At 70.9% G+C, this 19,850-nt stretch carries 20 protein-coding genes and 1 other RNA gene; 6 read left to right on the forward strand and 15 right to left on the reverse strand.

Going from position 1 to position 19,850, the window contains the following annotated elements; all coding sequences use genetic code 11:
* Positions 1 to 2 precede the first annotated feature (2 nt).
* From mraY to AC1RN0_RS14535, 13 genes are all read right to left on the reverse strand, one after another.
* Complete coding sequence (mraY, locus tag AC1RN0_RS14475; protein WP_492788160.1) at positions 3 to 1,103, reverse strand: phospho-N-acetylmuramoyl-pentapeptide-transferase; 1,101 nt, start codon at positions 1,101 to 1,103, stop codon at positions 3 to 5.
* On the reverse strand, positions 1,103 to 2,494 hold the full coding sequence (locus tag AC1RN0_RS14480; protein ID WP_492788161.1) for a UDP-N-acetylmuramoyl-tripeptide--D-alanyl-D-alanine ligase: 1,392 nt from the start codon (positions 2,492 to 2,494) through the stop codon (positions 1,103 to 1,105). The genes mraY and AC1RN0_RS14480 overlap by 1 nt, the downstream gene beginning before the upstream one ends.
* Entirely contained in the window at positions 2,487 to 3,950 is a 1,464-nt protein-coding gene (locus AC1RN0_RS14485) for a UDP-N-acetylmuramoyl-L-alanyl-D-glutamate--2,6-diaminopimelate ligase (RefSeq protein WP_492788162.1), read from the reverse strand. The genes AC1RN0_RS14480 and AC1RN0_RS14485 overlap by 8 nt, the downstream gene beginning before the upstream one ends.
* On the reverse strand, positions 3,947 to 5,713 hold the full coding sequence (locus tag AC1RN0_RS14490) for a peptidoglycan D,D-transpeptidase FtsI family protein (protein WP_492788163.1): 1,767 nt from the start codon (positions 5,711 to 5,713) through the stop codon (positions 3,947 to 3,949). Before AC1RN0_RS14490 ends, AC1RN0_RS14485 begins: the two co-directional genes overlap by 4 nt.
* Positions 5,710 to 6,072: a cell division protein FtsL gene (gene ftsL, locus AC1RN0_RS14495; protein ID WP_492788164.1), complete on the reverse strand. Its 363-nt coding sequence runs from the start codon at positions 6,070 to 6,072 to the stop codon at positions 5,710 to 5,712. Before ftsL ends, AC1RN0_RS14490 begins: the two co-directional genes overlap by 4 nt.
* Positions 6,069 to 7,007 (reverse strand): 16S rRNA (cytosine(1402)-N(4))-methyltransferase RsmH, encoded by a 939-nt coding sequence (gene rsmH / locus AC1RN0_RS14500; RefSeq protein WP_492788165.1) that lies wholly within the window; start codon positions 7,005 to 7,007, stop codon positions 6,069 to 6,071. The genes ftsL and rsmH overlap by 4 nt, the downstream gene beginning before the upstream one ends.
* Positions 7,004 to 7,471, reverse strand: coding sequence for a division/cell wall cluster transcriptional repressor MraZ (locus AC1RN0_RS14505; protein ID WP_492788166.1), 468 nt, complete (start codon positions 7,469 to 7,471; stop codon positions 7,004 to 7,006). The genes rsmH and AC1RN0_RS14505 overlap by 4 nt, the downstream gene beginning before the upstream one ends.
* Positions 7,472 to 7,699: 228 nt before the next feature.
* Positions 7,700 to 8,108: RNase P RNA component class A (rnpB, locus tag AC1RN0_RS14510), an RNA gene on the reverse strand.
* A gap of 149 nt (positions 8,109 to 8,257) precedes the next feature.
* On the reverse strand, positions 8,258 to 8,983 hold the full coding sequence (locus AC1RN0_RS14515) for a peptidoglycan recognition protein family protein (RefSeq protein ID WP_492788167.1): 726 nt from the start codon (positions 8,981 to 8,983) through the stop codon (positions 8,258 to 8,260).
* Positions 8,980 to 9,873: a DMT family transporter gene (locus tag AC1RN0_RS14520; RefSeq protein WP_492788168.1), complete on the reverse strand. Its 894-nt coding sequence runs from the start codon at positions 9,871 to 9,873 to the stop codon at positions 8,980 to 8,982. Before AC1RN0_RS14520 ends, AC1RN0_RS14515 begins: the two co-directional genes overlap by 4 nt.
* A 148-nt stretch (positions 9,874 to 10,021) precedes the next feature.
* A complete protein-coding gene (locus AC1RN0_RS14525; RefSeq protein ID WP_492788169.1) occupies positions 10,022 to 10,519 on the reverse strand; it encodes a hypothetical protein in 498 nt (165 codons plus the stop codon).
* On the reverse strand, positions 10,519 to 11,016 hold the full coding sequence (locus tag AC1RN0_RS14530) for a hypothetical protein (protein ID WP_492788170.1): 498 nt from the start codon (positions 11,014 to 11,016) through the stop codon (positions 10,519 to 10,521). The genes AC1RN0_RS14525 and AC1RN0_RS14530 overlap by 1 nt, the downstream gene beginning before the upstream one ends.
* Entirely contained in the window at positions 11,016 to 11,813 is a 798-nt protein-coding gene (locus tag AC1RN0_RS14535) for a crotonase/enoyl-CoA hydratase family protein (RefSeq protein WP_492788171.1), read from the reverse strand. The genes AC1RN0_RS14530 and AC1RN0_RS14535 overlap by 1 nt, the downstream gene beginning before the upstream one ends.
* Before the next feature lie 677 nt (positions 11,814 to 12,490).
* Here AC1RN0_RS14535 and AC1RN0_RS14540 point away from each other — a divergent pair.
* The 6 genes from AC1RN0_RS14540 to AC1RN0_RS14565 all read left to right on the forward strand — a co-directional run bounded on the left by AC1RN0_RS14540 (position 12,491) and on the right by AC1RN0_RS14565 (position 17,650).
* Positions 12,491 to 13,165, forward strand: coding sequence for a DsbA family oxidoreductase (locus tag AC1RN0_RS14540; protein ID WP_492788172.1), 675 nt, complete (start codon positions 12,491 to 12,493; stop codon positions 13,163 to 13,165).
* Between the two features lie 86 nt (positions 13,166 to 13,251).
* Positions 13,252 to 14,247 carry an ABC transporter substrate-binding protein gene (locus tag AC1RN0_RS14545; RefSeq protein ID WP_492788173.1) on the forward strand — a complete coding sequence of 332 codons (996 nt, stop codon included), beginning with the start codon at positions 13,252 to 13,254 and terminating at the stop codon, positions 14,245 to 14,247.
* A complete protein-coding gene (locus AC1RN0_RS14550; RefSeq protein ID WP_492788174.1) occupies positions 14,244 to 14,984 on the forward strand; it encodes an ABC transporter ATP-binding protein in 741 nt (246 codons plus the stop codon). The genes AC1RN0_RS14545 and AC1RN0_RS14550 overlap by 4 nt, the downstream gene beginning before the upstream one ends.
* A 5-nt stretch (positions 14,985 to 14,989) precedes the next feature.
* On the forward strand, positions 14,990 to 15,748 hold the full coding sequence (locus AC1RN0_RS14555) for an ABC transporter permease (protein ID WP_492788311.1): 759 nt from the start codon (positions 14,990 to 14,992) through the stop codon (positions 15,746 to 15,748).
* 55 nt (positions 15,749 to 15,803) lie between these two features.
* On the forward strand, positions 15,804 to 16,547 hold the full coding sequence (locus AC1RN0_RS14560) for a hypothetical protein (RefSeq protein ID WP_492788175.1): 744 nt from the start codon (positions 15,804 to 15,806) through the stop codon (positions 16,545 to 16,547).
* Entirely contained in the window at positions 16,544 to 17,650 is a 1,107-nt protein-coding gene (locus AC1RN0_RS14565) for a DUF2336 domain-containing protein (protein ID WP_492788176.1), read from the forward strand. Before AC1RN0_RS14560 ends, AC1RN0_RS14565 begins: the two co-directional genes overlap by 4 nt.
* A gap of 3 nt (positions 17,651 to 17,653) precedes the next feature.
* On the opposite strand, the gene AC1RN0_RS14570 is transcribed toward AC1RN0_RS14565, so the two are convergent.
* Both AC1RN0_RS14570 and AC1RN0_RS14575 read right to left on the reverse strand, forming a co-directional pair.
* The gene (locus tag AC1RN0_RS14570; protein WP_492788177.1) at positions 17,654 to 18,322 is read right to left on the reverse strand and encodes a TonB family protein; all 669 of its coding nucleotides are present in this window, start codon (positions 18,320 to 18,322) and stop codon (positions 17,654 to 17,656) included.
* Between the two features lie 38 nt (positions 18,323 to 18,360).
* Positions 18,361 to 19,710, reverse strand: coding sequence for a hypothetical protein (locus AC1RN0_RS14575; RefSeq protein ID WP_492788178.1), 1,350 nt, complete (start codon positions 19,708 to 19,710; stop codon positions 18,361 to 18,363).
* Positions 19,711 to 19,850: the final 140 nt, after the last annotated feature.

Below are 19,850 nucleotides of genomic sequence, written 5' to 3' on the forward strand. Positions count from 1 at the left end.
TCCTAGCGAAGCTTGAGGGTGGCGAGGCCGAGGAAGGCCAGCATCAGTGAGACGATCCAGAAGCGGATGACGACGGTCGATTCCGCCCAGCCCAGCTTCTCGAAGTGGTGGTGGATCGGCGCCATCAGGAAGATGCGTTTGCCGGTGCGCTTGAAATAGGCGACCTGGATGATGACGCTGAGCAGTTCTGCGACGAACAGGCCGCCGATGATGGCCAGGACGATCTCGTGCTTGGTCGCCACCGCGATCACGCCGAGCGCGCCGCCGAGGGCCAGGGAGCCGGTGTCGCCCATGAAGATCTTGGCCGGCGGGGCGTTGTACCAGAGGAAGCCCAGCCCGGCGCCGATCAGCGCGCCGCAGATCACCGCGACCTCGCCCACGCCCGGCACGAAGTGGACCTGCAGGTATTCGGCGAACACGTAGTTGCCGACCAGATAGGCGATCAGGCCCAGCGCCGCCGCCGCGATCATCACCGGCACGATGGCCAGGCCGTCGAGGCCGTCGGTGAAGTTCACCGCGTTGGAGAAGCCGACAATGACCACCGCGCCGAACGCGACATAGAACCAGCCGAGGTCGAGCAGCAGCCGCTTGAAGATCGGGAAGGCCACCGAGGTCGACAGTTCCGGCGCCTCGGGCGACTTGCCGCCGAACTTGATCAGGATGATCACCGCCGCGAAGGCGATGGCGAACTGGATGACCAGCTTCACCGGCCCGGACACGCCGGCCGTCGTCTGTTTGGTGACCTTGTCGTAGTCGTCCATGAAGCCGAGCACGCCGTAGCCGGCGGTGACCATCAGCACGACCCAGACATAGATGTTGGTCAGGTTGGCCCACAGCAGCGTGCCGCCGATGGCGCCGGCCAGGATCATCAGCCCGCCCATCGTCGGGGTGCCGGCCTTCTCGATCACGTGGCGCTCGATGCCTTCCTTGCGGATCGGCTGGCCCTTGCCCTGTTTGGCGCGCATCCAGTTGATGAAGCGCGAGCCCATCGCCACGGCGATGATGAAGCCGGTGGCGGTCGCCATGCCAGTGCGAAATGTCAGGTATTTCAGCAGGTTCAGAAATGGAACCGCATCCCGCCAGTCGGCAAGGAACTGCAACATCAGGCCGTCTCCCCCGTAACGTCCAGGGCGGCCAGGGCGGCGGCTATCACGCTCGCCCGGCTGCCATTCGACCCCTTGACCATGACCAGATCGCCCGGCTCCACGGCCGACGCGATCCGCGGCGCCAGATCGGCCGCCGCTTCCGCGTAACCGCCCCGACGAGTCGGCGGAAGGGCGTCCCACAGTGATTTCATCATCGGCCCGGCGCAGAACACCTGGTCGACGTTCGCGGCCTCGATCGGCCCGGCCAGACCCGCGTGGAAGGCCGGCGCGTCGGGGCCCAGTTCCAGCATGTCGGTCAGCACGACGATGCGCCGGCCGCGCGCCTGGCGGGCGCCGAGGGTCCTGAAGGCGGCGGCCATCGAGATCGGATTGGCGTTGTAGCTTTCGTCGATCAGCGTGAAGGCGCCGCCGGCGATGCGCACGGTCTTCTCGGCGCCCCGGCCGGCCAGCGGCGCGAAGTTCGCCAGGGCCTCCAGCGCGATCGCGCGGTCGACCTTCATGGCCTCCAGCGCCAGCAGGGCGCAGAGACTGTTCAGGCCCCAGTGCACCCCCGTCTGCAGCAACGGGTAGCTGAGCGCCTCGCCGTGGATCACGGCGCGGACGCTGGCGGCGCCCTGCGCGGCCGTGAAGTCGACCAGCCGGGCGTCACAGCCCTCGGCCGAGCCGAACGACAGGACCCGCGCCCCAGCCGCGCGCGCGTGCTGGGCCAGCATGTCGAACCACGGGTTGTCGGCGTTCAGCACCGCCACGCCGTCCGGCTCGATGCCGTCGAAGATCTCGGCCTTGGCGCGGGCGACGCCGGCCTCGCCGTCGGGGAAGTTCTCGATGTGCACCGGGCCGACCGTGGTGACCACGGCGACCTCGGGCCGGACCATCTTCGACAGCGGCGAGATTTCGTCGGCGTGGTTCATCCCGATCTCGAACACCGCCCGCTCCGTCGCCCACGGCATGCGGGCGAGGGTCAGGGGGACGCCGATATGGTTGTTGTAGGACTTGACCGACGAGTGCCAGCGGCCCGCCCCGGCGAGGCCCGCGGCGATCGCCTGGGTGACGCTGGTCTTGCCCACCGAGCCGGTCACCGCCGCCCGCAGCGCCACCGAGCGGTCGCGCGCGGCGACGCCGAGCGCCTCAAGCGCCTTCAGCGTGTCGGGGACCAGCACATGGGGTCCCTCGACCGGTTTCGAGGCCAGCACCCCGGCCGCACCCGCGGCGAGCGCGCCGGGCGTGAACGCGTGGCCGTCCCGCTCGCCGGTCAGGGCGACAAACAGGTCGCCGGGATCGACGGCGCGACTGTCGATCGAGACGCCGGTCGCCTCGAACGGCGCGCCGACGACCTGACCGCCCGTGGCGGCGGCGATGTCGGCGGAGGTCCAGAGCGCGTCAGCCATGGGCCATCTCCAGCCCGAGGGCCGCGGCCGTCTCGGATACGTCGTCGAAGGGGTGGTTCACGCCGGCGACCAGCTGGCCCTGCTCATGGCCCTTGCCGGCGACGACCAGCACGTCGCCCTCGCCCAGCAGGGCGGCGGCGGCGCGGATCGCCTCGCGGCGGTCGCCGATCTCGCGGGCGCCGGGCGCGGCGGCCAGGATCTCGGCGCGGATCGCTGCCGGAACCTCCGACCGCGGGTTGTCGTCGGTGACGATGGCGACGTCGGCCAGTCGCGCGGCGATGCCGCCCATCTGCGGGCGCTTGCCGCGATCCCGGTCACCTCCGGCGCCGAACACCACGATCAGCTTGCCGGCCGTGTGCGGCCGCAGCGCCTTGAGCACCGTCTCCAGGCCGTCCGGCGTATGGGCGTAGTCGACATAGGCCTCGCCACCGCGCGGCCCCGCGCCGACGTGCTGCAGCCGGCCGGGCGCGCCGTTCAGGTGCTCCAGCGCGGCCAGAACGGCGGCGGCGTCTTCCCCGGCGGCGATGCACAGGCCGGCGGCGACCAGCGCGTTGTCGGCCTGGAAGGCCCCGGCCAGCGGCAGCCGGATGTCGAACGACCGGCCGTCACGCTCGACCGTTAGCCGCTGGCCGTCGGCGGTCAGGCGGCGGGACGTCAGGCGCAGCCCCTGCCCCGCCTCGCCCGTCGACAGCACGGGATGGCCGGCGTCGGCCGCGGTCTTCGCGAACACGTCGAACTGGTCGCTGTCGGCGTTCAGCACGGCCGTTCCGCCCGCCGGCAGCAGGGTGTCGAACAGCCGCAGCTTGGCCGCCCGGTAGACGCCCATGGTGCCGTGGTAGTCGAGGTGGTCCTGGGTCAGGTTCAGGAAGCCGGCTGCGGTCAGCTTCACGCCGTCGAGCCGGCGCTGGTCGACGCCGTGCGAGGACGCCTCCAGCGCCACATGGGTCACGCCGTCGGCGGCCAGTTTCGCCATCAGCTCGGCCACGTCCGCGGCGTCGGGCGTCGTCAGGCCCGGCGGGGTGATCTGGATGTCGGCCTCACCGGCCCGCGAGACGGTGACGCCGAGCGTCCCCATGCTGGCGGCCTTGCGGCCGAGGCGGGCGAAGATCTGCCGGCAGAAGGTGGCGACCGAGGTCTTGCCGTTGGTCCCGGTGACCGCGACGCAGACCGGCGGCTGCGCGCCCCAGAAGGCGGCCGCGGCCAGGGCGTAGGCCCGGCGCAGATCCGTCGCGTGGATCACCGGCACGTCGGCGCGGCTCACGTCGTCGGGGGCGAGGATGGCGGCCGCGCCGGCGGCGACCGCGCCGTCGACAAAGGTCCGGCCGTCCACCTTCGAGCCCGGCATGGCGGCGAACAGGAAGCCCGGCCTGACCTTGCGGCTGTCGGCCGTGACGCCGGTGATCAACGGATCGGGGCCTACGGCGCGCCCGAGGATCTGCGACAGCGGCGCGCTCACAGCCCCGTCTCCGGCGACGCCCCGGCGGCGGCCGGCGCGGCGGCGCGCGCCGCGATCAGGGTCGGCGCGCCATAGGTCGGGGTCATGCGGCGCGGCACGCCGAGGAAGGGCGCGATGCGGTCGATCGTGCGCCCAACCGCCGGGGCCGCGACCCAGCCGCCGGTGCGGATGCCGCCCTTCGGCTCGTCCATCAGGATCAGCACGAAGTAGCGGTCGGCGTCGACCGGTCCCTCGGTCGGGAACACGGCGGCGAACGAGCCGACCTGCTTGATGTTGCTGTAGGCGCGGATCGTCGGATCGTACTTCTCGCCGGTGCCGGTCTTGCCACCGACCGACAGCCCCGGCGCGTCGGCCTTGCGGCCGGTGCCCTCGACGACGTTGCCGCGCATGATCTGCAGCATCGAAAGGGTGGTCTGTTCGGACACCACGCGCTCGCCCTGCGGGCGGTAGTCGGCGGGCATCTTGCGGATGGTCAGCGGGATCATCCGGCCACCGTTGAGGATGGCGCCCATGGCCTGGGCCAGGGTCAGCGGCGAGACGTCGATGCCGTGGCCGAACGAGACGCTGGCGATGTCGTCGTCGTCCCACTTCTTCGGCGTCAGCGGCCGGGCGGACTCGATGAGCTCGACCTTGGCCCGGCGGGTCAGGCCGAACAGGTTGAAGTAGCGCGTCAGCTGTTCGTTGCCGATGGCGTGCGCCAGCAGGGCGGTGCCGATGTTGGACGAGTGGTTGAACACCTCGCGCAGGGTCAGAATGCGGTTGGTGCCGTGATAGTCGTGGATGGTGCGGTAGCCCATCTTCAGCGGCGTGCGCGCGTCGTAGGTCGAGTCCGGCGTGGCGACCCGCGTGTCGAGACCGATGGCCACCGTGAAGGCCTTGAAGGTCGAGCCCATCTCGAACACCGAGGCGGCGGCGCGGTTCAGCTTCTGGTCGGGCGTCGCGCGCTGCTGGAAGTTCGGGTCGAAGTCCGGCCAGCTGGCCAGGGCGAGGATCTCGCCGGTGTGGATGTTGGTGACGATGCCGACGGCGCCGTTGGGATGGAATTCGTTGGCGGCGGCGGACATCTCCTCTTCCAGCGCCGCCTGCACCCGCACGTCGACCGACAGGGCCACGGGCTTGCCCTCGGCCCCGGCCTTGAGAATGTCGGCCTGCAGCGCCCGCTCGGCCCCGGCGAGGCTGGCCCCGCCCTTTTCGGTGTAGCCGATCAGGTGGGCGGCCAGCGGCCCCAGCGGATAGACCCGGCGTTCCTCCGGCTCGAAGATCAGTCCGGGCAGGCCCAGGTCATGAACGCGGGCCTTTTCGGCCGGCGTCAGGCCGCCGATCAGGAAGGCGCGCTTTTTCGCGGCGAGAGCCCGGTCGACCTGGGCGGGCGTCAGCTGCGGCAGCGCCGCCAGCAGTCCGGCCTTCGTCTCGCGGCGGCTCCAGACGTCCTTGAGGTCGAGCGACAGCGAATAGTGGATCAGGTTGACGGCCAGCAGCCGGCCCTCGCGGTCGACGAGGTCGGCTCGCTCCGGCGCGCCGGCGACCGCGCCGCCGGTCCGGCCCGCGTGGGCGAAGGTCGCCGACCAGACGGCGCCCAGGCTCATCACCACGAAGCCGACGGCGAACACCGACATGACGACGAAGATGCGGATGCGGGTGTCATTCTCGGCCCGGCCGTCGGCGTGCGCGCGCTCGAAGGCGTGCTCGACCCGCCAGACGCGCTCGATGATCCAGCGCCAGATGGCCGGATACCGCTGCGGGGTCAGGTCGGCGATGCTCATGGGACGGGCACGCTGACGGTCGAGACCGCCTGGGGCGTGGGGTGACGATTGGCGACCTCGGCCAGGGTGTCGACGGACGCTTCCTGCCGCGCGGCGACCGGGGCCATCTCGAGGTAGCCGCGGGCCAGCCGCTCCAGCCGCTCGGGCTGCTCCAGGTGGGCGACCTCGGCCTCGAGGACGCGGATGCGCTGCTTTTCCTTGTCGATGTCGGTCTCGACCCGGGCGATCTCGTTGCGTTCCCGGCCGGCGATGGTCTTGGCCAGGTTCACCCCGACCGCGAGGATCAACAGCAGGGCCGCGAAGACGATGTTCACGGTCCGGAAGCCGCGGATGCGGTGGTTCAGCACGGTCGACATCATGCCGCGTCCCTCCAGGCCGGCGCATCGGTGCGCACGCCGGCGCGCAGCTTGGCCGAACGGGCGCGGGGATTGGCCGCGAGTTCGGCCTCGCCGGATTCGATCGCGCCCCTGAACGGCAGCTCGAAGGTCGGCGCGGGCCCGCCCGCCACCGGCGGGGCGTGACGCGAGCCGCCCGGCAGGTTGCCGGACCGGGCGGTGAAGAAGGCCTTCACAATGCGGTCTTCCAGCGAATGGAAGGTTACCACCGCCAGGCGGCCGCCGGTCTTGAGGATCTTTTCGGCCGCCACCAGCGCGGCCTCAAGCTCGGCGAGCTCCTCGTTGACGGCGATGCGCAGGGCCTGGAACACCTTGGTCGCCGGATGCGTCTTGGCCCCGCGGCGGCCGCCCAGCGCCTTTTCGACCACCTCGGCGAGGTCCAGGGTGCGCTCGAACGGCTGGGTCGCGCGGCGGCGAATGATGAAGGACGCGATGCGGCGGCTTTCGCGCTCCTCGCCGTACAGCCAGATGATCCGCGCCAGCTCGTCCTTTTCCAGCGTGTTGACCAGATCGGCGGCGGTGGGACCCTGGTCGCTCATGCGCATGTCCAGCGGTCCGTCGCGCATGAAGGAAAAGCCGCGGTCGGCCTCGTCCAGCTGCATCGAGGAGACGCCGATATCGAGGGCGATCCCGTCGACCGATCCGGGCGCGAAATGGTCGCCCATTTCCGAGAAGCGGGCCTCGATCAGCTTGAACCGGCCAGTCGCTTCCAGCGGAGCGGCGAAGCGGCGGGCGGTCGGGTCGCGGTCGAAGGCCACGACCTGGGCCCCGGAATCGAGAAAGGCGCGAGCGTAGCCGCCCGCGCCGAAGGTGCCGTCGATGATCAGCTCGCCCGGTCCGGGCCTGAGCACCCGGGTCACCTCGTCGAGCAGGACGGAGAGATGCGGCGCCTCGCTCATCCGGCCGCCTCCGCCAACCGGGCGCGCTGGGCGGCGCGCAGCTGCGCCAGGCCCGTGCGGGCCGTTTCGCGGGCGGCGGCCCGGTGCGCCTGGAAGGCGTCGCGGGTCCAGATCTGGAAACGGTCGCCCATGCCGACCACCGACACCCAGTCGGTCAGGCCGACCATGTCGCACAGGGCGGGCGGCAGGGTGATGCGGCCGGCGTCATCGAACGACAGCCGCGACATGCCGCCCAGCACGCTGGTCTCCAGCGCCGAGCGCAGCGGATCGCCGAACGGCAGCTCCTCGATCAGGCCGAGGTAACGGTCGAACAAGGCTTTGCCGCCACCTTCGAGGCAATCGAACTCGATCGAGGGAAAACAGAACACGCCGTCGAACGGCTGGCCGACAGCCGCGCGGAAGTCATGCGGCACGACGATGCGGCGCTTGCTGTCCAACTGCTTGTCAAAGGTCGACAGGAACACGTCGCCCAATCCCCGCCCAACGTCGCCGAACCCCATCCGGCGACAGCAACTGGGTTAACATGGGATAAAATGGGTGGCAATGACACTCGACCCCGTTTCTTCACGAAAACAACTATGTCGCGGCCACTGGTGGTTAACGCGCGTAAACTATCCACAGAACATACAATGAACGCGTTAATAACACCGGGGATAACCTGCCCGTTTGCAGTCTAGCGATGGGGAGGAAGGCGGATCAGACGGCCTGTAAGCCGGGTTCTGTGCCAACGCCCTTGCGGGCGCGCGACGATCATTCCTCTGGACCGCCCCTTGCGGGACGGTTCTCGCGACCAACCCGGACGCCTCGGGCCGGAGACGGCCCTGCTCCGCAGTATCCGCCGATTGCGCGGCGGACATACGGGGCGCGGAATCCCTATTCGGTCTTGCTCCAGGCGGGGCTTGCCATGCCGTCCGTGTCACCACGTCCGCGGTGGGCTCTTACCCCACCCTTTCACCCTTCCCGCCGCCGAAGCGGAGGAGGTTTGCTTTCTGTGGCGCTATCCCTCGGGTCACCCCGGGCGGGCGTTACCCGCCGCCTTGTCACCGTGGAGCCCGGACTTTCCTCGACCCCCGAAGGGACCGCGATCGCCCGGCCGTCTGATCCGTCGCGGTATGTGGGCGATAGCGGGTGTGGGGTCAATGACGGTGCGTCCTTCGACACGGCCCTGCGGGCCTGCTCAGGATGAGGTGCTTTAGCGCTACTCCACGTCATGGAGAGCAGCGCGCAGCGCGTGTCGAACCACGCAATCTTTATCCACTCGCCCGGAGCACCGCCATCAGTCGCGCCCTCGTCAGCCCGTCCGCCACGCCGTCGAAGCGGGTCTGCACCCAGTGACGCTGGAAGGCCGTCACCGTGTCACGGGTCTTCGGGTCGAACCGGCCGGTCGGGGCGCAATCGTAGCCCAGCCGGGTCAGGCCGGCCTGCAGGGCGAACACGCCGACGCCCTCGGCGCCCTCGGCCAGGGGCTCGCCCGGCGCCGGGTCGGCCTCGGCCCAGACGCCGTGGCCAGCCTCGGCCAGCTGCTTCCAGGGGAACAGCTCGCCGGGGTCCTGCTTGCGGTCCGGCGCGACATCGCTGTGGCCGAGAATGCGGCTGTCCTCGATCTCCCAGCGCGTGCGGATGTCGCCGACCAGGGCGATCACCGCCGCGATCTGCGCCTCCGGAAAGGCGCGGTAGCCGAACTCGTGGCCGGGATTGACGATCTCGATGCCGATCGAGGCGTGGTTGACCCCCTCCTCGCCCTTCCAGAACGAGCGGCCGGCGTGCCAGGCGCGGCGCTCCTCCGGGACCAGCCGGAAGATGCGGCCGTCTTCCTCGACCATGTAGTGGGACGAGACCCGCGCCTCGGGATCACGGAGCCGGGCCAACGCCTCCGGGCCGGTCTTCATGCCGGTGTAGTGCAGCACCAGCATGTCCGGGACCTTGGTCCGGGCGTCGAAGTTGGGCGACGGCGCGTCGATGAATGTCAGGGTCATTGGGCGCGGTTCCGGATGGCCATCAGCAGCGGCATCACATGATTGGGCCGCAGCGCGATGATCAAGACCCCCAGCAGGGCCAGGGTCGCGCCGAGGGCCATGCGGCCGTCGAAATGATCGTGGGTGATCCAGACGCCGAGCCCGATGGTCGCCAGCGGCGTCATCAGCGTCAGCGGCGAGATCAGGGTGGCCTCATAGCGCTGGATCAGCATGTAGTAGAGGGTGTGACCGATCACCGAGACGACGACGGCGGAGAACACCACCGCCGCCACGAACGGCCAGCCGGCCGCCAGCGACGTCGCCATCTGGTCGTGCTCGGTCAGGACGCTGAGCCCCAGCAGCGGCCAGAGGGACGAGAACCCGACCCAGGCCTGGAACTGCAGCGGCTTCACGCCTTCCATCTGCTTCATCATCACCGCGCCGAGCGAGCCGGCGAAGGCCGCGCCGGCGATCAGCCACAGGCCCGCCGACATGGCCAGGCCCGTCGGATGCCACATGACGACCAGCGCGCCGGCGAGGGTCAGGGCGATGCCGAGCCCCCGTCGCCAGCGGACCTGCTCGCCGAGCATCAGCATCGACATGAGGGTGGTCATCGGCACGCCCAGCTGGACGATGATCGAGGCCGCCGACGGGCTGGCCGTCTTCAGGCCGATGAACAGCAGCGCGAAGTTGCCCCCGCCCATCAGCAGCGCCACCGCGATCAGCCGCCACAGCGGCCGCGGGGCCGGAAACAGCCAGGGGATGGTGCACAGCGCCACCAGCGCGAACCGCACCGAGGCATAGAACAGCGGCGGCACGCCCCACTGGGCGACCACGATCTTGCTGACGATGTTGTTGAACGCCCAGACGAGACAGACAAAGACGAGCAGGGCGAAGTCGCGCAGGGCCATGGGCGACCTCTAGTCCGGTTTCGTGACGGAAGGCGAGCGCCAAGACGACCCCGGCGTCACCGTTTGCGCGTGAACCGCAACGCCGTGCGCGTCTCCGAGAAGGCGCAGACCTTGTTGTCGACCAGGCCGTGCGCCCGGGCGGCGGCCATCACCTCGACGTCGCGGATGCGCAGCAGCCTGCCCTTGAGCGAGACGATCCACAGGGCGCCACGATCGGCCAGCCTCGGGATGACGTCGGGCAGCCGGTCCAGCTGTTCCGGGGAGTCTGCCCCAGGATCAGCATATCAAGTTCGTTGAACGTGTTCGTCAGAATGGCGCGAGCCGCGAGTTCCGCTTCGAACCCCGGCTCATCGAGGTCGAGGATCGCCACCCTCATCCCCGCCGTCACGCCGAGCTTGTCGAGCCGACCGGGCGGATTGGCGATGGAGCTCGCCCAGCGCGCCGCCTGAACGGCGCCCAGTGTGAACCGCGACCCGTCCGCGAGGACGAGATCGCCGCCGTCGGCCGCGACGCCCCTCAGCGCAATGCCCTCGAACACCCGGCGGGTCGCGCCGCGGAAGACCAGCCGGGGCGCTTCCCACTGCAGCCGACCGACGTCCTCACCGTCGGCGAACCGGGCGGGAACGGCGGCGACGTCCCTGCCCATCAGATCTGCGCGCCGGCGGTGGCGTTCAGCTTGCGGCAGGTGTCGGCGAAGGCCCGGCGCAGGGCCTGCGGCGGCGCGGCGATCGGGCCGAAGTGCTGGGCGCCGTAGCTGGCGCTGATCGGGCGGCCGCTGGCGATCGCCGTCAGCAGCAGGTCGTCGGCCGGCGCGGTGGCCCGCACCAGGGTCGCGTCCGGATCAGCGACGTTGCCGGCGACCAGCGCGAAGGCGTCGTCGCCGGCGCCGAGCGTCAGCCGCTCCTCGCTGCCGATCGGACGGAAGGCCTTGGCCACGACCATCAGGCCGTCGCCCCGGGCGCAGACCAGGCTGAGCGGCGCCTCGGCTGTCTCCGCGTTGGTGACCCAGGCCATCTCGACGCTGTTCTTGCCGACGCCGAACGCCCAGCGGGCCGTGGCCGACGGCGTCGGCGCGGGCGCGGCGGCCGGCTTGCAGCCGGCCAGCGCCAGCGCGGCCAGGACGATCAGCGCCGGCCCGCGCATCACATGCCCTTGAAGTTGGCCGGGCGCTTCTCGAGCAGGGCGTCGACCCCCTCGATATGGTCCTCGGTCAGGTGGCTGATCGCCTGGGCGGCGGCGCTCATCTCCATCAGGGTGTCGTAGCTGGTGGTCTGGCCGTGCTTCAGCAGGGACTTGCCCAGACGCAGGGCATGCGGCGGCTGCTGGGCGATCTTCTCGGCCATGGCGATGGCGGTGGCCATCAGCTCGTCCCCGGGCACGACCCTGCTGACCAGGCCCCATTCGCGGGCGGTCTCGGCGTCGATGACGTCGCCGGTGAACAGCAGTTCGCAGGCGCGGCTCATGCCGATGGTGCGCGGCAGCAGCCAGGCGCCGCCGTCGCCGGGGATCAGGCCGAGCTTGAGGAAGGTCACGCCGAACCGCGCGTCGGCCGAAGAGATGCGGATGTCGGTCATGCAGGCCACGTCGCAGCCCAGGCCGATGGCCGCGCCGTTGACGGCGGCGATTGAGGGAACCTCCAGGCCGTAGATCGACCGGACGATGCGGTGGATGTTGTTGCGGTAACCGTCGCGCAGGTCGATGCCGTTACCGGCGAAGGCCCCGGCCCGGGTCTTCATCGCCTTGACGTCGCCGCCGGCCGAGAAGGCCCGGCCCGCGCCGGTCAGCACCACGCAGCGCACGTCCCGATCGGCGTTGATCGCCGCGCAGGCTTCAGCGACCTGGTCGCCGTCGCCCGGCGCGCCCAGGGCGTTCATCGAGTCCGGCCGGTTGAGCGTCAGGATCGCGATGTGGCCGCGCTTTTCGGTGGTGATCAGGCTCATGGTCGCTTCCCCGGTCGGTTGTTGTGGTGTGCGGCTTCCTTAGCCGCCCCGGAGCCGCGCGTCATCGGTCATGCGAAGCAGGGTTTCTGTGGATAACGGCGATCCTTGAAATATCCTGACCTAGCGGAAAGGAGTCCCCGCGTTTGCACCGACGATCCACAGGTTCTTCCCGAACGCTGCACAACACGGGTTTCCGAAGTCGTTGCGCCCGGTCCCGGGCGGTCGCAGAGTGAACCCGTCGAGAGGAAACGCGGCGCGGGCGAGACGGGAAACCGGAAGGCCAGGCGGGCGGGACGCTCCAGGAACCAAGGACCGGAGGGAGACCTTCGGAGACCGGACCAGGAGCGGATCATCAAGGACCGGGCGCAAGTCCGGACACCGGCGATCCAGGACCTCCAGACCGCAGGACCCGCAAGGGTTCTGGGTGAGAGGGCGAAGCGGCCGGGCAACCGGAAGCTCCGTCCTCTTGCTCGTTTGGGGCCCGTTTTTCCAGGCCCGCCTCGTCTCGACGTCATGGTGAGCAGCGCGGAGCGCCTGTCGAACCACGCGCCCCACCCCGCTCCGTTCCATTCATGGACCCTTGGCGGCCAGCGGCCGGTCGGAAGGCCCATGATCTGACGCAAGGCGACTTTCGCCCATCGCGCGGCATAATGCGTGTTGCATCAAGAGGGTCGCCCGTGAGCTCCGTTCCGATCGTCTACTTTTCCGACGTCCTGTGCATCTGGGCCTACATCGCCGAGCTGCGGCTGGCCGCGGTGCGTCAGGCCTTCGGCGACAAGGTGAGCATCGAACAGCGGTTCTGCCCGGTGTTTGGCGACACAGCCCGCAAGATCCCGACCACCTGGCGCGAGAAGGGCGGCTACGAAGGCTTCAACGCCCACCTGCGCCACTCGGCCGAAGCCTTTCCCGAGATTTCCATCCACCCCGACCTGTGGCTCACCGTCCGCCCCGCGTCGTCCATGGGCGCGCACCTGTTCCTGAAGGCCGTGCAACTGGACGAAGCCGACGCCGGCTGCGTGCCCGGATCCGCTGACGAGACCCTGCGCGCGATGCGCCGCGCCTTTTTCGAAGAGGCGCGCGACATCGCGACCTGGCGCGTGCAGTGCGACGTCGCGGCGGCGGCCGGGGTCGACACGGGCCGCATCGAAGCGCTGATCCGCGATGGCCGCGCCTTCGCGGCCCTGGCCGGCGACTACCAGGAGGCCGACGCGCTGCGGGTCCAGGGCAGCCCGACCTATATCCTGAACGAGGGGCGCCAGAAGCTCTTCGGCAACGTCGGCTTCCGCATCATCGAGGCGAACATCCAGGAATTGCTGCGGACGCCCCAGCCGGACCAGGCGAGCTGGTGCTAGGCCGGGCGGGAGAGCCGGCCATCTCTCCCTTGGCGCCCCATCGAAGCCGACCTACCTTGCTCCGGCAGAAGTTGGGGACTCCGCGCATGACCACACGCCGTCAGATGATCGCCGCCTCGCTGGCGGTTCTCGCCGCCGCCTGCGCGCCCAAGCCCAAGGCCCCGACCGGCCGCAAGACCATCCGCTTCGCCACCGACTGGCGCGCCCAGGGCGAGCATGGCGGCTTCTACCAGGCGCTGGCCTCTGGCGAGTACGCCAGACGCGGGCTGGACGTGACGATCATGCAGGGCGGGCCCAGCGTGAACGTGCCGCAGCTGCTTGCCGCCGGGGCCATCGAGATGGGCATGGGCTCCAACAGCTTCATCCCGCTGAACATGGCCAACGAGAAGGTGCCGGTGAAGGCCGTCGCGGCCTTCTTCCAGAAGGACCCGCAGGTGCTGATCGCCCACCCCGGCACGGGCGTGACGAAAATCGCCGACATGGCGGGCCGGCCGATCCTGCTGGCCGACGCCTCGAAGACCGCCTTCTGGATCTGGCTCAAGGCCAAGTACGGATTCACCGACGCCCAGGTGCGCAGCTACAACTACAGCCTGGCCCCGTTCCTGTCCGATCCGCGGGCGATCGTGCAGGGCTACCTGTCGAGCGAACCCTACCAGATCGAGAAGGAGGGCCACTTCAAGCCCGAAGTCTTCCTGCTCGCCGACGAGGGCTACCCCGGCTACGCCACCATGGTGCTGGCGCCAGACAAGATCATCGACTCCGACCCCGACATGGTGCGCGCCTTCGTCGAGGCCAGCGCCGTGGGCTGGAAGGACTATCTGCACGGCGACCCGGCCGCCGCGGACGCCCTGATCCTCAAGGATAATCCGGAAATGACTGCGGCCCTGCTGGCCAACGCCCGCGACCAGATGCGCCTGCACGGCATCGTCGAGTCCGGCGACGCGGCCGGCGGCAATGTCGGGGCCATGAGCGAGGCGCGCTGGGCCGAGTTCTTCCGCGTCACCTCAGGCCAGGGCGTCTATCCGAAGGACATGGACTACCGCCAGGCCTTCACCCTCGATTTCGTGACCCCCAGGGCGTGACGGCGGCCCTCGCCAGCGTCGAGGTCGACTATCGCGGCCGCCGCGCGCTGGGGCCCGTCGACCTGTCCGTGGGCGACGGCGAGATCGTCGCCCTGGTCGGACCGAGCGGCTGCGGCAAGTCCACCGCCATGCGCCTGCTGGCCGGGCTGGAACAGCCGACACGCGGGACGGTCGCGCGCACGGCCGGGCGGGGCGAGACCTCGCTGGTCTTCCAGGCCCCGACCCTGGCGCCGTGGATGAGCGCGGCGGCCAATGTCGCCCTGCCGCTGGAGCTGGCGGGGATCGCGCGCGGCGAGGCGCGTGACCGGGCCCGCGAGGCGCTCGAGCGGGTCGGTCTGGGCGCGGCGACCGAAAGCCGCCCGGCGCAGCTGTCGGGCGGCATGGCCATGCGGGTGTCGCTGGCCCGGGCCCTGGTCACCCGTCCGCGCCTGCTGCTGCTCGACGAGCCGTTCGCGGCGCTGGACGAGATCACCCGCCGCACCCTCGCCGACGACGTGCTGTCGCTGTGGTCGGACCTCAAGCCGGCGATCCTGTTCGTCACCCACAATGTCGAGGAGGCCGTCTACATGGCCTCGCGCGTCATCGTCATGACCGCGGGCCCCGGCCGCATCGCCGGCGAGGCCGTCGTCGAGGGGCCGATGCCGCGTCCGCACGGCTTCCGCACGACCGAGGTCTTCCGCCGGACGGCCGAACAGGTGTCCGACCTGCTCGCCGCGGGCATGGAGCGGGCCGCGTGAAGCTGCTGACCGCCATCGCCGCGCCGCTGGTCTTCGTCGGACTGCTGCTGCTCGGCTGGGAAACCGCCTGCCGCGTGCTGGAGGTGCCGAGCTACCGCCTGCCCGCGCCCTCGGCGATCGGCGAGGCGCTGGCCGGAAACCTGCCGCTGCTGGCGGCGTCCGGCTGGAACACCCTGGCCACAGCGCTGTGGGCCCTGCTCACGGCGAGCGTGCTGGCCAGCCTGCTGGCCTTCATCGCCGGCCTGAGCGGGATCGTCGAGCGGGCGATCCAGCCGGTCGTGGTGACCCTGCAGGTGACGCCGGTGATCGCGATCGCGCCGCTGGTGACCATCTGGGCCGGACTGGAGCACCCCGAGCGAGCCGTGATCGGCCTGGCGGCGGTGGTGGCCTTCTTCCCGATCTTCTCCGGCGCCCTGACGGGGCTGAAGGCCGCGGATCCCGATCTCGAGCGGCTGTTCGACCTCTACGGCGCGACGCGCTGGCAGAAGCTGACGCGGCTGCGCCTGCCGACGGCCGTGCCGTTCCTGCTGCAGGGACATAAGGTCGCGGCGGGCCTGGCTGTGGTCGGCGCGGTGGTGGCCGAGTTCGGCGCCGGATCGGGCGGCTCACAGGGCCTCGCCTGGCGGATTCTCGAGGCCAGCAACCGGCTTCAGACCGCCAAGGCCTTCGCCGCCCTGTTCGTTCTGGCCGTGATGGGCGCGGGCCTCTACGCCATCCTGCAGGCGGCGGAACGTCGCGCCCTGGTCTGGTGGCGCGGCCGTTAGGCGCGGATTAAGCGGCGTCGGCTAGACCGGTCGGGTCCAGTCGATCGGAAGCGTCATGCGTCTCGTCCTCGCCATAGCCGTCTTGACGGCCAGCGCCGCCGGCAGCGCCCAGGCCGGTGATCGTTACGGCTCCACCGTGGCCGCCCCGCGCGACGCGACCGTCGCCGTCGCCGCGCCCTATTCGGGTCCCCTGCTGAACTGGTCCGGCAAGGCCGCGCCCGCTGTTCCCCAGACGCCGATGACCGCTATCGCCCCACCGGTCATGACGCCGGGCGGCCTGTATCGACCGGCGTTCGCGCCCCAGGCCCCGACACCCCAGGCTCCGATGGTTCAGGCGCCGGTCGCCCAGACCCCGCCGACCCAGCCCGCGCCCGCCTACGCCAGCGCCTGGACGCCGCCGGCCGCCGCGCCGCAAAGCCTCTACAGCCGCCCCGCGCCGGTCGCGGCTCCGGCCGCCGCCCTCGCTCCGCCGCCCGGTCCTGTCCCGGCGCTGGGCGGGCTCTATGCGACCAACGCGCCGCGCTTCTATTCGGTGCATCGCCCCTATGGCGAGACGCCCGATCCGATCCCGATGCCGCCCGCCGGCGCCCAGACGGCGTTCCGACCGGAAGCCAGCCTGGCCGGCGCCGTGGCGCTGAGCGGCGTCGGCGACGGCGTGCGCGGCGACGACGCGGGCGACGATGACGGCATGGCCGGCGTCGGCGCCGCCGACGAGGCCGACGAGGCCGCCCGCGCGGCCAAGCGTGACGCCGAGCGCGCCGCCGCCCGACGCGCCGCCGCGACCGGAGGCGGCCAATGAGCGCCGACGTCGCCGGCGGCAGCCGTCTGCATGACCTGATCGCCCTCGCCCGCGAAAACGACAGCGGCCGCCGCCGTGAACTGCTGCGCGGCGTCACCGACCTGTTCTTCTCCGGCGATCGCCACGGACCTTCCGAACTGGCCCTGTTCGACCAGGTCCTCGGCCAGCTGGCCGGAGAGATGGAAGTGGCCGTCCGCGCCGAGCTGGCCCAGCGCATGGCGCAGGGCGCGGGCGCGCCGATCGGCCTGATGCGGTCGCTGGCGGCCGACGAGATCGATGTGGCCCGGCCAGTGCTGCAGCATTCCTGGGCGCTGAGCGAGGCCGACCTGCTGCAGGTCGCCCAGACCCATGGCCAGGATCATCTGCGCGCCATCTCGCAACGCCACTCCGTGCCGGTGTCGGTCTCGGAAGCCATCGTCCAGCGCGGCGACGACCAGACCCTGGGCGTCCTGCTGCGCAACGAAGGGGCCAACCTGTCGCGCCAGGCGCATGAACAGGTGGTCGACCGCGCCAGCGTCAATCCCGCGCTTCACGAGGCGGTGGTCAATCGCAAGTCATTGCCGATCGACCTGCTGAACGAGATGTACTTCGTCGTCGAGGCGCAGCTGCGCGACCAGATCCTGTCGCGCAACGCCGAGATCGACCCGGCGGAACTGGACGCCGCCCTCAGCGCCGGCCGCAAGCGCGTCGCCCTGGGCGACGGCGCCCTGCCCGCCGACTACGCCGAGGCCGAGGCCGTCGTCCGGACGATGAAGGCCAAGGGCGAGATCAGCCCGCGCACCCTCGCGGCCATGCTGCGCAATCGCGAGACGACCAAGTTCCTCGTGGCGCTGGGCGTGCTGGCCAACATCGACTTCCACACGGCCCGTCTGATCCTGGAGCGCAAGGAACTCGACGCCCTGGCCATCGTCTGCAAGGCGGCGGACTTCGATCGCAGCCTGTTCCTGACGTTCACCGTGCTGATCCTCGATCGCGACGGCGACGCCATGGCCCGCGCCAAGGCCCACGGCGACCTCTACACCGCCCTGCCCCGGGACGCCGCCCTGCGCACCATCCGCTTCTGGCGCATGCGCCGGGCGACCGGGGATGTCGCGGCGGCCTGACGGCTAGTGTAGCCGCCAGATCAGGGGAACGCGGATCGTCCCGCCCTCGACGGACTTGCCGTCCGCTGTCGTGGTCGACATCTGGAAATAGGGCGCGAGCCTGATCGTCGCTTCCCCAAAGCCCATGCCCGGCGGGGTTTCCTCGACCACGTCGCAGTCCGTGAGCCGCCCGGTGGCGATAATCCGGCAGACCATGGTGACCCGGCCCGACGCGTTCGCGCTCACGGCGACCCGCGGATAAACCCTGGCCATGTCATCGCCGGAAGGACGCCGGATCCAGTGCGGCGACGAACTGGTGTCGGCGGTGTCCGTCGGCGGCGGCGTGAGCGTCCAGGTGATGGGCAGCCGCACCTTGCGCCCCGCGGTGGCCGCCCCGGCGCGGTCCCTGGGAGCCATCCTGAAACGGGCGGCGACCCTGAGCGCGGCCTTGCCGTAGTGCTCGCCCGCGGTCTCTTCCAGCACCTGACAGGAGTCCAGCAGGCCGCGGCCCGACACCTTGCATTCGATGACCGCCCGGCCCGACGCCGTGGCGTCCTCGGGCCGGAAGCGGACCATATCCTCACCGGTGGGCAGGGTCAGCCAGACCGGCTGCGTCACCAGACCGCCGACGTGAGAAGGCGGCGCCGACGCTTCGGATGGCGCCAGAAGCATCGCGATCAGCACGGCGATCATCGGAGAACCCCACTACAACCGCAGGGACCCTAGATCGGTCAGCCTCGCGCGCGCAAGCGCTCCAGCGCCTGGTGGGCCAGGTCGGTCAGGGAGCGCATGCCCTCCTCGGAGAAGACGTCCATCGCCGTGACCAGGGCCACCGCCGCGGCCCTCAGCGCGGCATCGTCGCGGCCGGTGATGTCGGCGCGCGTCTCGTAGAGGCGGGCCAGGTTCAGCTGGGTGATCGCCCAGGCGACCGGTTCGGCCGACGGCTTGAGGCGGCAGAGTTCGGTCTTCAGGGCGGCCACGGCGCAGTCGAGCACCGCGAGATCGCCGGTCATCTCGGCCTGGCGGCCCAGCGCCATGGCCCGACCGCCGGCCGCCTGGGCGCGCAGGGCCAGCACGGGCTGGTCTTTCAGCACCAGTTCGGCGCGGTCGAAGCAGGTCACCGCCTGTTCGAAGGCGCGGGGATTGTCGCTGGTCTCGCCCAGCACGATCAGGGCCTGGCCGAGCCCGGCCTGGATGCGGGCCCAGTCGAGCGGACTGTGCTCCCGGGCGACCTGCTCCAGGGCGGACGCGATGGCGTCGACGCCGTCGGCGGCGGCGGCGACGTCGCCGGTCAGCTCGGCCAGCAGGCTCAGCGCCGCGCCTTCGGCCGCCCGCGTGCGGCCCCAGGTCAGGGGCTCGACGGCGACATCGAGCGTCGCGCGGGCTGCGCGGGCCTCGCGCAGGCTGTGGTCGATCAGGTCGCGGTCATGCAGGGTCGCGCCGGCCAGGGCCAGCAGGTCGGCGCGCGCCACGCGCTGTTCAACGGCCATCAGGCGAGCGGCCGGACTGGCCCGGCCCGCGCTGGCCAGGGCGGCCAGCGGCGCTTCCCAGGCGGCGGCCAGGGCGTCGACGTCCTCGCCGGCCGACAGGGCCGCGCGGCCGCGCAGCCCGGCCAGGGTCGCCCCGGCCAGCGCGGCGCCGACGCCGGACGCCGAGGCGGCTTCGCCCAGCACGCGCTCGGCGGCCGCGACAAGTCCCTCGTCGCCGAACAGGTCTGCGCCCAGCAGGGCGCACAGTCCCTGCTCGGCCTTGGCCCGGGCGACGCCCGAGGCCTTGTGATGCTCCGTGAACAGCTTGGCGGCGGCTTCGGCGCTGGAGGCCGCCTTGCGCAGGGCCGTGGCGTCGCCCGAGCGGCGGGCGACCTCGCGCCAGGCGACGGCGGCCTCGATCAGCCGCGTGCCGCGATCCCGGACGCCGAGACGGCCGGCGGCGATGTCGGCGCCGCGCGCCTCGTTGATCAGCAGGCGAAGGTCCAGCAGCTCCAGCAGGGTCGAGTCCCCGCCGGTCAGCCCGTCCCTGTAGACGCCGGCGACAGGCTCGCCTCCCAGGAAGCGGCGCAACTCACGACCGAACTCGAACATGCGACGCCTGCTCCCCGGCGAATTCCGTCCCGGCCCGGAACATCCGGTGGGCGGTCTTCAGGGAAGGAGCAAAGCGCGGTCCCAAGTCCTTAACAAGGCGTAAATTTCTTCAGTATGGTTAACGCAGGACGTCAGGGGCC

Source organism: Caulobacter sp. GW821-FHT12F03, from assembly GCF_058806855.1.

What these genes read in the sequence shown, in the direction of transcription:
- mraY (WP_492788160.1), bottom strand. Translation starts at nt 1,103, where the DNA reads ATGTTGCAGTTCCTTGCCGACTGGCGGGATGCGGTTCCATTTCTGAAC.
- AC1RN0_RS14480 (WP_492788161.1), bottom strand. Translation starts at nt 2,494, where the DNA reads ATGGCTGACGCGCTCTGGACCTCCGCCGACATCGCCGCCGCCACGGGC.
- AC1RN0_RS14490 (WP_492788163.1), bottom strand. Translation starts at nt 5,713, where the DNA reads ATGAGCATCGCCGACCTGACCCCGCAGCGGTATCCGGCCATCTGGCGC.
- ftsL (WP_492788164.1), bottom strand. Translation starts at nt 6,072, where the DNA reads ATGATGTCGACCGTGCTGAACCACCGCATCCGCGGCTTCCGGACCGTG.
- rsmH (WP_492788165.1), bottom strand. Translation starts at nt 7,007, where the DNA reads ATGAGCGAGGCGCCGCATCTCTCCGTCCTGCTCGACGAGGTGACCCGG.
- AC1RN0_RS14515 (WP_492788167.1), bottom strand. Translation starts at nt 8,983, where the DNA reads ATGACCCTGACATTCATCGACGCGCCGTCGCCCAACTTCGACGCCCGG.
- AC1RN0_RS14520 (WP_492788168.1), bottom strand. Translation starts at nt 9,873, where the DNA reads ATGGCCCTGCGCGACTTCGCCCTGCTCGTCTTTGTCTGTCTCGTCTGG.
- AC1RN0_RS14525 (WP_492788169.1), bottom strand. Translation starts at nt 10,519, where the DNA reads ATGGGCAGGGACGTCGCCGCCGTTCCCGCCCGGTTCGCCGACGGTGAG.
- AC1RN0_RS14530 (WP_492788170.1), bottom strand. Translation starts at nt 11,016, where the DNA reads ATGCGCGGGCCGGCGCTGATCGTCCTGGCCGCGCTGGCGCTGGCCGGC.
- AC1RN0_RS14535 (WP_492788171.1), bottom strand. Translation starts at nt 11,813, where the DNA reads ATGAGCCTGATCACCACCGAAAAGCGCGGCCACATCGCGATCCTGACG.
- AC1RN0_RS14545 (WP_492788173.1), top strand. Translation starts at nt 13,252, where the DNA reads ATGACCACACGCCGTCAGATGATCGCCGCCTCGCTGGCGGTTCTCGCC.
- AC1RN0_RS14560 (WP_492788175.1), top strand. Translation starts at nt 15,804, where the DNA reads ATGCGTCTCGTCCTCGCCATAGCCGTCTTGACGGCCAGCGCCGCCGGC.
- AC1RN0_RS14565 (WP_492788176.1), top strand. Translation starts at nt 16,544, where the DNA reads ATGAGCGCCGACGTCGCCGGCGGCAGCCGTCTGCATGACCTGATCGCC.
- AC1RN0_RS14570 (WP_492788177.1), bottom strand. Translation starts at nt 18,322, where the DNA reads ATGATCGCCGTGCTGATCGCGATGCTTCTGGCGCCATCCGAAGCGTCG.
- AC1RN0_RS14575 (WP_492788178.1), bottom strand. Translation starts at nt 19,710, where the DNA reads ATGTTCGAGTTCGGTCGTGAGTTGCGCCGCTTCCTGGGAGGCGAGCCT.